This window comes from Methanoculleus formosensis, assembly GCF_025384765.1.
GTDB lineage: Archaea > Halobacteriota > Methanomicrobia > Methanomicrobiales > Methanoculleaceae > Methanoculleus > Methanoculleus formosensis.
The window spans coordinates 267,929-280,507 of record NZ_VHLL01000002.1; the positions used below are offsets into that span (position 1 = coordinate 267,929).

Below are 12,579 nucleotides of genomic sequence, written 5' to 3' on the forward strand. Positions count from 1 at the left end.
ACAAAGCATATATAGTTCCGCCGTGCGAACCGCATCCGACACCTAATTACCCATGCGAGCGCATAGTAGATACAATGAAACAGATCGCCCTCTACGGGAAGGGGGGAATCGGAAAATCCACCACCGCAGCGAACCTCTCGGCAGCACTCGCGGGGGAGAATCTCGATATCCTGCAGATCGGCTGCGATCCGAAGCACGACAGCACCCGCATGCTGATGCACGGGACCTGGATCCCGACCGTCCTCGACCTCATCCGGGAGCGCGGAGACGAGAACATCACCGTCGACGACGTGGTCCACCGGGGCTTTGGCGGCGTGCGCTGCGTGGAGGCGGGAGGGCCCGAGCCCGGGATCGGGTGTGCCGGCCGGGGGATCATCGCGACGTTCCAACTCCTGGAACGCCTCGACGCCCTCAAGGGCGATGTGATCGTCTACGACGTCCTCGGCGACGTCGTCTGCGGCGGGTTTGCGATGCCGATGCGCGAGGGGTACGCGCAGGAGGTCTACCTGGTCACCTCCGGCGAACTGATGTCCATCTACGCGGCAAACAACATCGCAAAAGCCATTGCGCGCCTCTCGCGCCGGGTGCGGAGCAGGTGTACCCTCGGGGGCGTCATCTGCAACGCAAAGAACATCGAGGGCGAGCAGGAACTCGTGGAGGAGTTCGCCCGCCGGATCAACTCCCGGCTCATCGCCTACATCCCCCGCTCCCGGGTCGTCCAGGTCGCGGAACTGCAGAAGCAGACGGTCGTCGAGTACGCCCCGGAGTCCGATCAGGCCGCGGTCTACCAGGAGCTGGCACGCACGATCCAGAGAAACGAGACGACAAGCATCCCCACACCCCTCGAGATGGATGAACTCGAATCTTTCGCCCTCGAATTCGTCCAGGTTTGAGGGGTGCACCCTGACCGGGGCGCTCTCGGTACTCACGGAGGTACGGGACGCCATCGCCGTCATCCACGGCCCTGCGGGGTGCACGCACCATAACTTCTCCCTCCTGCACGCTACCCACCTCGCAAACGACCGGCTGGAGGCTCCCCGCCTCCTCTCCACCCGCCTGACAGAGAACGGCATCATCTTCGGGGGCGAAGACGCACTGGAGGAGACCCTCGCGCGGGCGGTCTCGCTCTCGCCCGCCGCCGTCTTCGTCCTCTCGACCTGCATCGTCGAGACGATCGGAGACGACGTCGCGGCGATCTGCGCGAAACACCAGGAAGTCCCGGTGATCCCTGTCCCGACCGCCGGGTTCCTCGGCGGGGTCTTCGAGACGGGGGTGAGAAACGCCCTCTCCTCGGTCGCATCGCTCGCCGGTCCCGCGGACGAAGAAACCCTCTCGGCAAACCTGGTCGGCGAGAAGAACCTTGAATACGGCGTCGAGGAGAACGCAGCCGAGATCGTGCGCCTTCTCTCCCGGATCGGCATAGGGGTCAACCTCCGGTTCGTGCGGGGGATCGAGACGCGGGATATCGGGCGGCTCGGATCGGCCGCCGTCAACATCCTCCGGGAACCGGCGCTCCGCCCGGTCGCCGAAGACCTCCAGCGGAGGTTCGGTACGCCGTACGTGGACTCGTTCCCGGCGGGCCTCGCCGGGACGTGCCGCTTCCTCGAAGAGGTCGGCCGGATCTGCGGCATCGACGCCGACGCCGCCGTCGAGGAGGAGCGGGCCTACCAGGCGGAGATGCTCGGGGCGTTCGACGACATCGCCGGGAGCCGGGTATCGTTCCAGTCGCCCCACCCGATGCTCAGGGGCGATCCGGGCGCGGAAGCCATCTGCACCGAATGCGCCGGGGCTCTCGATCTTGCGGTCGAAGAGGACGGGGCGGCGATCCCGCTCCCCTACCCGGCGCCCGTCGGGACCGCCGGCCTGCGGCGGATGCTGAACCGGTGGCGGGTGCTGATCCGGGAGAAGCAGCGCGGGTGAGACAACAATTTCAAGCGAGATCTTGAGCATTCACAGCACATACCTCCATCCTTCCTTCCGCAACCTCTCTTTTCGGATCTCATAGTCCGGCATTAACAATCTGAGAAGGTCCCAGAACTCGGCGGAGTGATCCTTGTGCCGAAGATGGCAGAGTTCATGGGCCACCACATACTCCACCTGGGACATGGGCGCCATGATAATCAGGAAATTGATGTTGAGCACACCGTCTTTCGTGCAACTCCCCCATCGTTTCAACTGGCGCCGGATTGTTATCTTCGGGGGATCAAGACGAAGTCGTTGAGCATAGACTCGCACCGCCTCACGCGCTTTCTGCAGGGCGTGCTCTTTGTACCAGGCGCAGAGAGCATGCCTGACCGGGTCAACCTCAGGGCACACGTCATCAGGTATCGTCACCTCAAAATACCCTCCCACAAGTTTTACAGATAATTCCTCCCCCCTGACGGCGATCTTCAGTCGATACTGCCGTCCCAGGTAGAGAAATGTCTCACCGCTGACATACCTCTTCGTGGCGTCGAACATAGCGAGGTGCTCAAAGCCCCCAATCTGCTCCAGGATCCAGGGAGCCTTTTTCTGGACGAGTTCGCGCACCGAGTCGTGAGTCGTGCCGGTCGGGACCGTCACGGCCACACTTGTATCTGGGTAGACCGCAATCGCCGCCTTCTTTCGCCGGGAGCTGAACGAGACGGTATACCGGATCGTTGTTGTCCCGAACAGTATGGCTCCAGTCCCGGTCATCCTCGATACCTCCGTGCGGCCAATTCGATGAGACGGGCCGCCATATCCTGGACCTTGTCCTGCGGGTATCCGACCGATCGGAGCACCCTCTTGACATTCTGGCGCATCATTCGCTTGGTATTCTCTTTCTGCTGCCAGTCGATCACTGTGTGCCCCCTGATAACCGCGCAGATATCCGACGCTGCCTCTTTGAAACGCTCCGGATTCTCGATTTCCGCTGCCATCACCAGATAGAAGGGTGCGACTTCAGGGTCGAGGCCAAGGGTTTCGGCGTGCCGTTGCGGGTTCTTGGCATCGTCGAGGACTGCAGTGAGGCAGGCGAGGCGTTCTGCGCTGCTGATCTGCTGCTGTTCATACTCCTGTAATATCCTGTTCAGGCGGTCCAGCAAAGACTCGTAAAAGATCGGATCCTCTTCGAGCTTAAGATGGATCTCCCGTTTGACAGCGTGCTCGATCATGCTCGCCTTGGCATCGTCCGAGCTGAGCCTTCCCACTTCGGCCTTAAAGTCCGTCGAATAGATGGATACCGGCTCAAAGACGCTGATAACACCATCAGCCCGGACGTGCTCGTCGATGAACGTCCGTACCTTTGCTTCAATATCTTCGATGGGATCGTCGTCCTCGCTGAACATGTTCCGCGCCCCGATACGGATGTCGGCGAGCCATCTGAGGTCAGACACATAGCGCAACGCTTCGGGGTCGGGGAGGAGCATGTCGAGATACTGCGAGAACTGCTTGAATACCTGATCAAAGGCGATCCGGTAGTCCTCAGGTTTAAGGTAGAGGATGCAGGCCTGTTTGTAGTCGTCCTTCCGACTTACTCTTGGCACGGGTGCAAAGAAGTTTATGGCGGCACGGTGGGCTGCCTGGAGGTGGGGGAGGATCTCCCTCTTGAAGTCGGTGTGGACCAGGCCCTCGATGTCGTTGTCGTCATACATGCTGAGAGCATCCCGGAGAGCGCCACCAAGACCCCAGTAATCGACCACAAGGCCGTAACTCTTGCCTTTATACCGTCGATTCACCCGGCCCATAGCCTGGAGGAGAGTATGCTCTTTGAGGGGGCTATCGAGGTACATCACCTGCTCTCGCGGTGCATCGAAGCCGGTGAGGAGCTTGTCGCAGACAATAATGATCTTCGGGTCGTCCTCCTCTTTATACCGGCGGATGATCTCCTGCTCCTCTGTCCTAGAGATGTGATAGGGTCTGTAGTGCTCCTCGTCGTTGTGCATCTTGGAGATGAGGACTGCAGAGTCGTGTCTGCCAAGGGCGTCGAGCGCCTCCTTATACCGGACAGCCCCGAGCCGGTTGGGAGCAACTATCTGGGCCTTGAAACCGTTGGGCTCGATCCGGGTCCGGTAGTGTTCGAGCAGGTCCTCACTGATCCGCCTGACCCGTTCCGGGGCGATGGCGATGGCGGTTTTAGTGACATACTTCCTCATGAACTTCGCCCGCTGTTCCTCGGAGTAGCCGGCAAAGAGGCGCTCTGAAAGATCTTTGAGATTGTTCCCGGCGATGGAGAGCTTCGACATCCTGCCTTCGTAGTAGATCGGGACGGTGATCCCGTCTTTGACCGACTGCCGGTGATCGTATCGGTCGATGCAGGGACCAAACTCGGCGAAGGTGTCACGCTTCTTCTGGGAGATGGGGGTGCCGGTGAACCCGATGAAGCAGGCGTTCGGGAGGGCCTTGCGCATGTTGGCAGCGAGGATGGTGTACTGGCTGCGATGTGCCTCGTCGACGAGGACAAAGATGTTCCTTTCCTCGGTGAGGGTTGGGTAGACTTCAGCGGCGTCCTGGAACTTCTGGATGGTGGTCATGACGGTCTGGCCGACGGGGCGGGAGAGGGCCTCCTTGAGGTCGGCGGCGCTCGCGGCGTTGACGGGGTTGGGGAAGCCGCAGTGGAGGAAGGTGCCGTGGATCTGCTGGTCGAGATCAGTCCTGTCGGTGACGACGACGATGGTCGGGTTGGCGAGGGCTCTGTTCCGCCGGAGTTTGACGGCGGTGAACTCCATGGTGAGACTCTTGCCACTCCCCTGCCAGTGCCAGACGAAGCCGCCCCTGCGCTCAGGGGCGGTGACCTGCGCGAGGATCTTGTTGGCAGCCCGGAACTGCGGGTACTTGGCCACCTTCTTGACCACCCGGCCGTCTTCGCGCTCGAAGACGATGCAGTTCTGGATGAGATCGAGGAGATTGTTCTTCGAGCAGGTGCCGAAGAGCAGGGCGTCCTGGGAGGTGGGGAGCCTGCCGAGGGTGAGGGTGAGATCCTCAAGGGTCAACGGCCAGGGGTCTTTCCACTCCGCCCAGTGGCGCAGGGGGGTGTAGTTCGTCCCAAATCTGGCAACCGTGCCGTGCGTGGCGATGAGGAACTGAGCGGTCCTGAAGAGCTGCGGGCAGCCCTGGTTCCTGAACCCGGAGCCGTTCTCCTGGTAGCGGTTGAGTTGCTTGAGAGCCTCGGCCATCGCCCGGACTATGTAGGGGCTCTTGCACTCGACGATGCCGATGGGGATCCCATTGACAAAGAGGGCGATGTCAGGGATACACTCGGTGTAGTGTTCGATGGAATACTGCCTGACGACGGTGAAGTCGTTGTTCTCGATCGTATCGTAGTCGATGAGCCGGACGGTCCGGCTCCGCTCGCCCCAGCCGTCACCGAGGTCCTGCAGGACTGTGGTGCCGAGGTCGAGCATGACATGGATCTTCTCGTTGGCTTCGAGAACCGAGGAGGCCGGGATGCTGGTGAGCTGGTAGACAGCCCGGTCGATGTTCTCCTCCGAGATCCAGGGGTTGAGGTCCCGGATCTTCTCCTTGAGGAGACCGACGAGGACTGGCTCTTTACGCGAGGGCCGGAGGGCGTCGGCCTCGCGGGCCGTACGTTCGGTCCAGCCGAGGTGGCGGGTGAGCACCTCGACGGCCGGGTTCTCTACTTCCGTCAGTTCCTTGGGATCGCGGGTCATGGGCGGTCCTCCGGGGGAGTATTGCACGACATTACGCTTTGAGAACCGGGGTCGGCCATCCTGCCAGCGCCGTTGAGCGGCACCCGCTTCCGCCCGGTGAGGAGATCCCGCATCAGGCCCTTCTTGAGGGTCAGGAGGTGGGCGCGGTGGGCGCGCTCGGCAGCGAGGTCGCGGTCGACGGTGGAGAGGATGGCGGCGATGCGGTGCTGTTCGGGGAGGGGAGGGAGAGGCAGATACAAATTTCCGATAATCTTCTGGTCGATCTTCTTCATGCTTCCGGAGGTTCCCTTCGCAGAGCGCCGGAAATATGTCCGACTCCTAGGATGCAATATGCTTTCGAGGAGAATCTTTGGCAAGATCATCTCGCGGTTTGCTCTTGCCCGGACCAGGAGATCCGGGTAGATAGCAAAGGGTTCGTCCCCTTCGTATAGTGCAGCAAGACCGACCAATGCTAACGTGTTTGACCGCTCGATGAAAATGTCATTTCTTCTGATGAAGAGATCCTTCACTCGTTCATGGTCCGCTTTGATGTACTTTGTATTGCTGACGTCTATCCTGTTTTCTGTCACCGCGGTAAGTGTTAGTGCTCTTATTCCGTCACTCTCGCCAGTCTCGTATCCGGAGTATCCGCTTTGCAGTTTTTCGGAGATCACATCTTTCAACTGAGCAACTTCCCACCCCACCGGCACTCGCATTCTCTGTACCTCACAGAACTCATGTATCTCCTCGGATCGAATACGTCCATTCTCATCGATACCCTTCGTGAGGAGGTCTTGCACAAGGCCTCGTTTCAGTTCTTCAATCTTTGCGATGACCTCGCCGGTGGCGGTGATGCCGACGTCGACGGTGGAGAGGACGGCGGCGATGCAGTGTTGTTCGGGAAGAGGGGGGAGGGGGAGGGGATATTCGCCGATGGTATTGAAAGATGTCCTCGGCATCTTTGTTCCAAATGCGTGAGAGACATTATGTCCAACGAAGTCGTCCGAGTGGATGTGATAGATGAGAAATTGATTCAGTGAATTTTCTTTAGCATCCATTACAACGATTTCTGTTGAACATATTCCGTCAAAAGGTGCAATTATGGCCTTATCGAGATACGGCCGCAACTTGCCGTAGAGAATATCACCCGCTTTAAACGCTGAGCAGGTACTTTGCACGAGGGATGGGTCTCCGCACCCGCTAGCGTCCATTTCACCCGAATCCAGATGTTCAAGCCCAAGATATGGCACTTCGGGGTGTGGGGGATAGGACTTATCTTTAATTTCGCGAAGGCAGTTCTTCATCCTTGTTAGGTGCCATTCCTCCGGGATTACTTCCGCCATTTTCTGCCTGTATCCCGGCGAAACATCCGTGTCCTTCATCACCTGCTCACCGTTGTGAATGCAAATGATGGCCTAGAAGCCTGCGATGTCTTGATTCCGAACCCTTTTGCATATTTCCGGCTTGCCGCTTCGAACACAGGACAATTCCCTTCGAAGAAAGTCGAGATTCTAACCCTTTGTCTGAGAACTGCAAGGCAGTCGATGACATGGGGGGGGAGAGACAGAAATGGTTGAGTCGGATCGAGCATTGCATGACGGCACAGATACAGGTTCCGGGATCGTAAGGGTCCAGGTATCTTTGAACGAAGGAATGCCCCTTCATCGACATTTCCTTCGATGTCTGCAAGATATGCAAGCCCGAAGATGTACTCAAAGACATCGAGCGATTCAAAGAAGGCATCCTGGTTAGGGAGCAGGATCTTCATGAACTCGTATATGGCCCGGTATGGATAATCCCGATAACTTATTTCGTCTCCGAACCGCTTGTGCGTGAGAGCGGCAAGCCACTCATGATCTAATCCAATGGCGTCCCAGACGTTTACATACTCATAGTAAGGCACCTTCTCCCGCAACAGACCATTGTACCGAGACTTCATCGGCCTCCGGACAATCGCCTCCAGAGTGTTGAAATGTCCGGTACGGATGGCAGCGATACCTGATGCATAGATCACAAGGATAGCTGAGTAGTATCGTAACTGAAGCAACCCCTCGACATAATCGCTCACTGCCATTTGCCTTCGGTTTTGGATCTCCGAGAACTCCGGAGTAACAGGAGGCACGTTGATCAGCCGCTCGATCGTGTCCGAGACGAGGTCTACAAACACCTCATCGTCGTACTGTGCCACCGTAGCGACCATCGCTGCCAGGGGTGCGGCGGTACCTTCCAATCCCATGAGCATCGCTGTGTAGAACTCCCTGCCATCAATAGTGTCGGCCTGGTATCGACTCTTGTCTGTGAGGAACGCAAGGACTCGATCCGTCTCTTCATTGATGAGATCGGGAAGAACAAGTTCGGGTTTGTCTTGCCGGAGGGCGTCCTTGACTTTCCTCACCGCCGGAGCGGCGGTTAGAGTAGTCCTCGGCTCAAACCGCGCAAACCTTTCAATCACCACTTCGAGCGTCGTGAAGAACTCGTCTGCGTCGTCGATATCGATCCCGTTTGGTAAGAGGGACTTGCACACCTCGGAGGGGTCGCTCCCCCCATTCCTCCGGCACCAGAAGACCGGATACCGGCGAGGAGTATCCGTAGCGCAGAGGATCTCTACGAGGTGTGTGTCGTAATTCCCGGACCATCCGCAGGTCACGAGGCCGTACTCCCCGAAGATCCGTCTCAGGTAGTCCTCCATCGCCGGAGGATACTGCCTGAGGTCTTCCGGAGTGATCCGGAGCGTCCCCCGCTCGAAATCGCCGTTGACCTTCAGGACCCGGCACCGGTCCGGGAATACCGACATCTGCCTGACGTCCGACTCCTCGGTGATGACCTCGTAGGGAACCCTCTCTACCTTCAGCGCCTCCTCCATCAGCGTGTCGAAATTCGTGGTGATGATGAGGGAGATCCTTCCGGACTTCACCAGCCTCGCAATGACGCGGTGAGCCTCGGTAGGGGTTCCAGGGGCGGGACCGCCGTTCACGTCGGTCCGATAAATGAACTTTTTCAGCCCGTCTTTCCGGTTCGCCTCGGAAATCCCGAGTTCCTTCATGAGGTGCTGGAATGTCGCAGGTTCCCCAAACGCCTCCTCGAACCACGCAAGACAGACCTCATTATTCTCCCCTCTCTCCACCTTCTCGCCCCGCCCTTCGGCGACGGCAAGGATCATATTCCCGGAGACGTCGCTTGCCGTCGGAAGGGCCGCAGCAACCGAGATCCCCGCCCCAAGCAACAGGGCGTAGCGTTTCGGGGAGGCCTGCATCGCGTATGCGACCGGCACAACAGCATCAGCCTTCATCGTCGGTCTTCTCCGCGTTTGTCAGCCGTCCGGCAGTGCCGGCGATCTTCTTCTCCTGCGACCTCGTCCGTCGTTCGAGTTTCTTCAGGTCCTCCTCCGGAGGGAGGGACTCGGGCTTGATCCCGCGCCGCACGAGGAGGTCTCTGACATCTGTGTTATTCTGGACATGTTCGTCCGTGATCGCACGCTCGCCCTGGAGATCCTCTTTAGCCACGTTGAAGTTCGTGATCTCGGTGGCGAGGTTCTTCGCCGTGATCGTCACCGTCGGGAGGAAATCAGCAAGGGGACGATTTTGGGGCGTCCCAAGCCGCTCCTTCATCGCCTGGGTGGTATATCCGCCGAAAAGCGCCATATCACCTCTGCTGCGGATCCGCCCGAACCCTGCCTCATCCACGCCGCGCTCGTAGATATTCCGCGAAAGTTCGGACTCTGATTCTCGCAGCCGTTCCCGGGCTTTCAGGCGTTCGGTGAGATGGATGTGCTCCTCGATGAGCTCCTGCTTGCGGGTCTGCACGGCGAAGTAACTCTGGGCAAACGCGATCTCCTCTTTCCTGGGATCCCCGTTCTGGGCGATGAGGTAACAGGCATACCGGGTCAGCATGATGTCAGAGATCTCCCGCTCCGACCCCGACCCGAGGGAAACCATTTTGTTGACGTCAACAAAATGGTCTGAAATCTCGTGTTTCGTAGTTTGGCAGGATTCTTTAGCCTTTACAACAACTTTGACGAAATTCCGCCACTCCTTGTAACCCAGCAACACCTGAAGGTCCCGGGCATACCAGAACTCGACCCCGCCTGCATCGTGGACGTAATCCTCGAAATGTCGGTGAAGCCGGTGCACAACTTCGGGTTTCATCGGAAGTCTCCACGCCGAACAATTCGGAATTCCCGAATAGTTGCCTCAGGATCGAGTATCCGGGCCACAATACGGTTAGCCGCACCCGGCATCTCCTCGCTCACGCCGACCGCCCCGTATAGCCCAGTTCATCCAGGTACCGGTCCATCTCCGCCTCAACCACTGCCCGGCGCTCCCGCAGGTCGTGCAGTTCTCTGGCAACCGCCGCGACATCCACAACCTCTTCCTCGGGCGTCGTGTCCACGTAGCGGGTGATGTTCAGGTTGTAGTCATTCTCCGCGATCTCCTCCATCGGAACAACTCGGCAGAGCTTCTCTATATCCTGGTAATCCCGGTAGGCCGTCACGATCTTCTCGACGTCCTCCCGGCGCAGGCAGTTCTGGTTCTTCCCCTCCAGGAACTCCGCCGAGGCCTCGATGAAGAGGACCTTCTCCTTCCGCTCGGCGGGCTTGTCCTTGTTGACGATCAGAACCCCGGCCGGGATCGATGTGCCGAAGAAGAGATTCGGCGCAAGCCCGATCACCGCCTCCACCAGGTCATCCTTAAGGACGTTCGTCCGGATCCTCCCCTCGGCACCGCCGCGGAAGAGCACTCCATGCGGCACGATGACTGCAAGTTTCCCGATCTCGTTGAGGATGTTGATCATGTGGAGCACAAAGGCCCAGTCCCCTTTCGTCGCCGGGGGTATGCCGTAGCCGAACCTGCCGAACGGATCTTTCTCCGCCATCTCCTGGCCCCACTTGTCGAGCGAGAACGGTGGATTGCTGATAACCCGGTCAAACTGCATAAGGTGGTTGTCAAGCAAGAACTGCGGCTCCCGGATCGTGTCCCCAGCCCTGATATCGGCATCGATGTAACCGTGGAGGAGCATGTTCATCTTACAGAGACCCCAGGTTCCGATATTCTTCTCCTGCCCGGTCAGGGTGAGGTTTGCCGGGTTGCCCCCTTCCTCCTTCACGAGCCTCGCGCACTGGATCACTGCGCCACCTGACCCGCAACACGGGTCGTGAATGCGCATACCCTCCTTTGGGTCGAGGATCCGGGCCAGCAGATCAGCGACCTGATAGGGCGTGAAGAACTCTCCCCCCTTCTTCCCGCCATCATCGGCAAACCGCTCGATGAGATACATGTAGACATCTCCGAGCATATCCGGGCTTTCGAGGTCGGCGTTCCTCATCGGGATTGCAGAGAAATTCCTGATAAGCGCAGACAGGTTGGTATCCCGCTGCTTGAGATCACCGAGTTTATACGAGTTGAAATCGATGTTCCCGAGAACTTTTTCCATCACCGGGTTCTGATCCTCAATCTTCTGCGTGATCGTGTTCAGGGAGTCACCGATCTTCTGGGTAAGCTTCTGAATGTCCTTCCACAGGCATCCTTCGGGGAGATAATACAGATGTTCATCGGGATCGTTCCAGGCAAGATCGTGATCCCCCGTCTCGCGCTCGACCCGCTCCGCTTCCTCTTCAAATACATCGGAGAGGCGCTTCAGGAAGAGCATCCCCAGAATATAGTCTTTGTAATCAGCCGAACTGATAGACCCACGGAGAATATCCGCTGCCTCCCAGGTCTTCTTCTTCATTTCTTCGAATGTAATTGTCGCCATTGTCATCACATTAAAGGGAATTTATTATCGAGTCAACAATAGAGTCCAAGAGTTTCTGCTCCTCTTTGAGGATCCTGGTATGCTCGGTTGCTAGTGCAAGATACCTGCTCAAGAGATCCTGTTGCTCACGGGGAGGTACCGGAACCTCTACCTGCAACAACTCTTTAAGGGAGATGCCTACCAGAGTGGATATACCAGCTCGTGGAACAAGGATGCGCTGGCCTGCAGAACTATTGAACCAGGCCGCAAGAATTTCCGGTTTAATCAGGTCCGAGCATCGTAGTCCTACAAGATTAGCGCTGAGTGCCGCACCGGCAACATCCGGACCTGCGATCGCGGCACGGAAGGGTTGGGCACGAAGAGTAAGGATAACATCACCAGGCAAGATAGTGTCGCTCTCTAATTTTCCGGTTCTTCTGACAGTTGCCCTTTTGACTGTTCCAGTGTTGATAACGCCGTCAACAATATCGCCCATATTGACAAGAGGAATGTCGACGGTAGGATCGCCCTTATCTGGTTTTAGATAGTACGAAGATAACCCCGTGATTTTTGTTTCCAGAAGAAATTTGAGGGGAACTACCACTGCACCACATCGTGCCTTGGAGTCCATGTTTGTGGAGTGCATCTAGTCACGTCCTGTGCGAGGGAGCAAGACCCTCATGTCTGTTCAATCCGGTGCCGACAAAAAACAGGGACATATGAGCATCATGTTCCACCCCATGATCAGAGATCGGAATGGGCCCGAGTTTTCGGACGTTCATCGGAGAACGCAGCTGACAACCAGTGGTAGGTGTTCGAACTGGAAGGTTGAAGATCCTCCGCACTCTAGAGACCTGGAAATATTCGTCTACTTGAGCGGTGAATACTATAACGTCACCCTCTTGGATCTCTCCAATCACATCGAATTCAGGAGTGTGGTTGACCCAAGCATGGGCGGTAAAAAACTTACCACGCGCGTCCCAGATATTCTGGAGATGGACGGATCTCCGCATTATGCCTTTTTCCCGATACGTGCCATATCCACCGAAAGTTGCGATGAATCGAGCTCTCTTACCCCGGAGGGGTTGCAGTTTGACTTTCATTCATTCCTATACTTGGAGAGGGGTTTTGAGCCTCCCAACCTCATGTTCGGATTCAATACGCCCGAACCCAAAACTTGATGATGAGAGGAAGCAACTTATCTACGTCAGAGATTGTGTGCCGTCATCACCGACCTTTG

10 protein-coding genes are annotated in these 12,579 nt (G+C 57.7%); 3 read left to right on the plus strand and 7 right to left on the minus strand.

The features are described from left to right. Positions 1-74 precede the first annotated feature (74 nt). The gene (gene cfbC, locus FKB36_RS04835) at positions 75-893 is read left to right on the plus strand and encodes a Ni-sirohydrochlorin a,c-diamide reductive cyclase ATP-dependent reductase subunit (protein ID WP_261596904.1); all 819 of its coding nucleotides are present in this window, start codon (positions 75-77) and stop codon (positions 891-893) included. Then, a complete protein-coding gene (locus FKB36_RS04840) occupies positions 853-1,920 on the plus strand; it encodes a nitrogenase component 1 (RefSeq protein ID WP_261596905.1) in 1,068 nt (355 codons plus the stop codon). Before cfbC ends, FKB36_RS04840 begins: the two co-directional genes overlap by 41 nt. Before the next feature lie 30 nt (positions 1,921-1,950). Here the strand turns inward: FKB36_RS04840 and FKB36_RS04845 are convergent, their stop codons facing one another. The 7 genes from FKB36_RS04845 to FKB36_RS04875 all read right to left on the minus strand — a co-directional run bounded on the left by FKB36_RS04845 (position 1,951) and on the right by FKB36_RS04875 (position 11,985). Next, positions 1,951-2,676, minus strand: a complete 726-nt coding sequence (locus FKB36_RS04845) for a M48 family metallopeptidase (protein WP_261596906.1) — start codon at positions 2,674-2,676, stop codon at positions 1,951-1,953. Next, positions 2,673-5,630: a type I restriction endonuclease subunit R gene (locus FKB36_RS04850; RefSeq protein ID WP_261596907.1), complete on the minus strand. Its 2,958-nt coding sequence runs from the start codon at positions 5,628-5,630 to the stop codon at positions 2,673-2,675. Before FKB36_RS04850 ends, FKB36_RS04845 begins: the two co-directional genes overlap by 4 nt. Then, positions 5,627-6,991: a restriction endonuclease subunit S gene (locus tag FKB36_RS04855; protein ID WP_261596908.1), complete on the minus strand. Its 1,365-nt coding sequence runs from the start codon at positions 6,989-6,991 to the stop codon at positions 5,627-5,629. Before FKB36_RS04855 ends, FKB36_RS04850 begins: the two co-directional genes overlap by 4 nt. Further along, on the minus strand, positions 6,991-8,898 hold the full coding sequence (locus FKB36_RS04860) for an SIR2 family protein (protein ID WP_261596909.1): 1,908 nt from the start codon (positions 8,896-8,898) through the stop codon (positions 6,991-6,993). Before FKB36_RS04860 ends, FKB36_RS04855 begins: the two co-directional genes overlap by 1 nt. After that, positions 8,888-9,754: a DNA damage-inducible protein D gene (gene dinD / locus FKB36_RS04865; protein WP_261596910.1), complete on the minus strand. Its 867-nt coding sequence runs from the start codon at positions 9,752-9,754 to the stop codon at positions 8,888-8,890. The genes FKB36_RS04860 and dinD overlap by 11 nt, the downstream gene beginning before the upstream one ends. Positions 9,755-9,854: 100 nt before the next feature. After that, the gene (locus tag FKB36_RS04870) at positions 9,855-11,360 is read right to left on the minus strand and encodes a type I restriction-modification system subunit M (RefSeq protein ID WP_261596911.1); all 1,506 of its coding nucleotides are present in this window, start codon (positions 11,358-11,360) and stop codon (positions 9,855-9,857) included. 10 nt (positions 11,361-11,370) lie between these two features. Then, complete coding sequence (locus tag FKB36_RS04875) at positions 11,371-11,985, minus strand: hypothetical protein (RefSeq protein WP_261596912.1); 615 nt, start codon at positions 11,983-11,985, stop codon at positions 11,371-11,373. A 73-nt stretch (positions 11,986-12,058) separates the two neighbouring features. Between FKB36_RS04875 and FKB36_RS04880 the strand changes: the two genes are divergently transcribed. Beyond that, a complete protein-coding gene (locus FKB36_RS04880) occupies positions 12,059-12,520 on the plus strand; it encodes a hypothetical protein (RefSeq protein ID WP_261596913.1) in 462 nt (153 codons plus the stop codon). Positions 12,521-12,579: the final 59 nt, after the last annotated feature.

Coding starts and splice junctions, on each gene's coding strand:
- cfbC (WP_261596904.1), top strand. CDS start 75: ATGAAACAGATCGCCCTCTACGGGAAGGGGGGAATCGGAAAATCCACC.
- FKB36_RS04840 (WP_261596905.1), top strand. CDS start 853: ATGAACTCGAATCTTTCGCCCTCGAATTCGTCCAGGTTTGAGGGGTGC.
- FKB36_RS04845 (WP_261596906.1), bottom strand. CDS start 2,676: ATGACCGGGACTGGAGCCATACTGTTCGGGACAACAACGATCCGGTAT.
- FKB36_RS04850 (WP_261596907.1), bottom strand. CDS start 5,630: ATGACCCGCGATCCCAAGGAACTGACGGAAGTAGAGAACCCGGCCGTC.
- FKB36_RS04855 (WP_261596908.1), bottom strand. CDS start 6,991: ATGAAGGACACGGATGTTTCGCCGGGATACAGGCAGAAAATGGCGGAA.
- FKB36_RS04860 (WP_261596909.1), bottom strand. CDS start 8,898: ATGAAGGCTGATGCTGTTGTGCCGGTCGCATACGCGATGCAGGCCTCC.
- dinD (WP_261596910.1), bottom strand. CDS start 9,754: ATGAAACCCGAAGTTGTGCACCGGCTTCACCGACATTTCGAGGATTAC.
- FKB36_RS04870 (WP_261596911.1), bottom strand. CDS start 11,360: ATGGCGACAATTACATTCGAAGAAATGAAGAAGAAGACCTGGGAGGCA.
- FKB36_RS04875 (WP_261596912.1), bottom strand. CDS start 11,985: ATGCACTCCACAAACATGGACTCCAAGGCACGATGTGGTGCAGTGGTA.
- FKB36_RS04880 (WP_261596913.1), top strand. CDS start 12,059: ATGAGCATCATGTTCCACCCCATGATCAGAGATCGGAATGGGCCCGAG.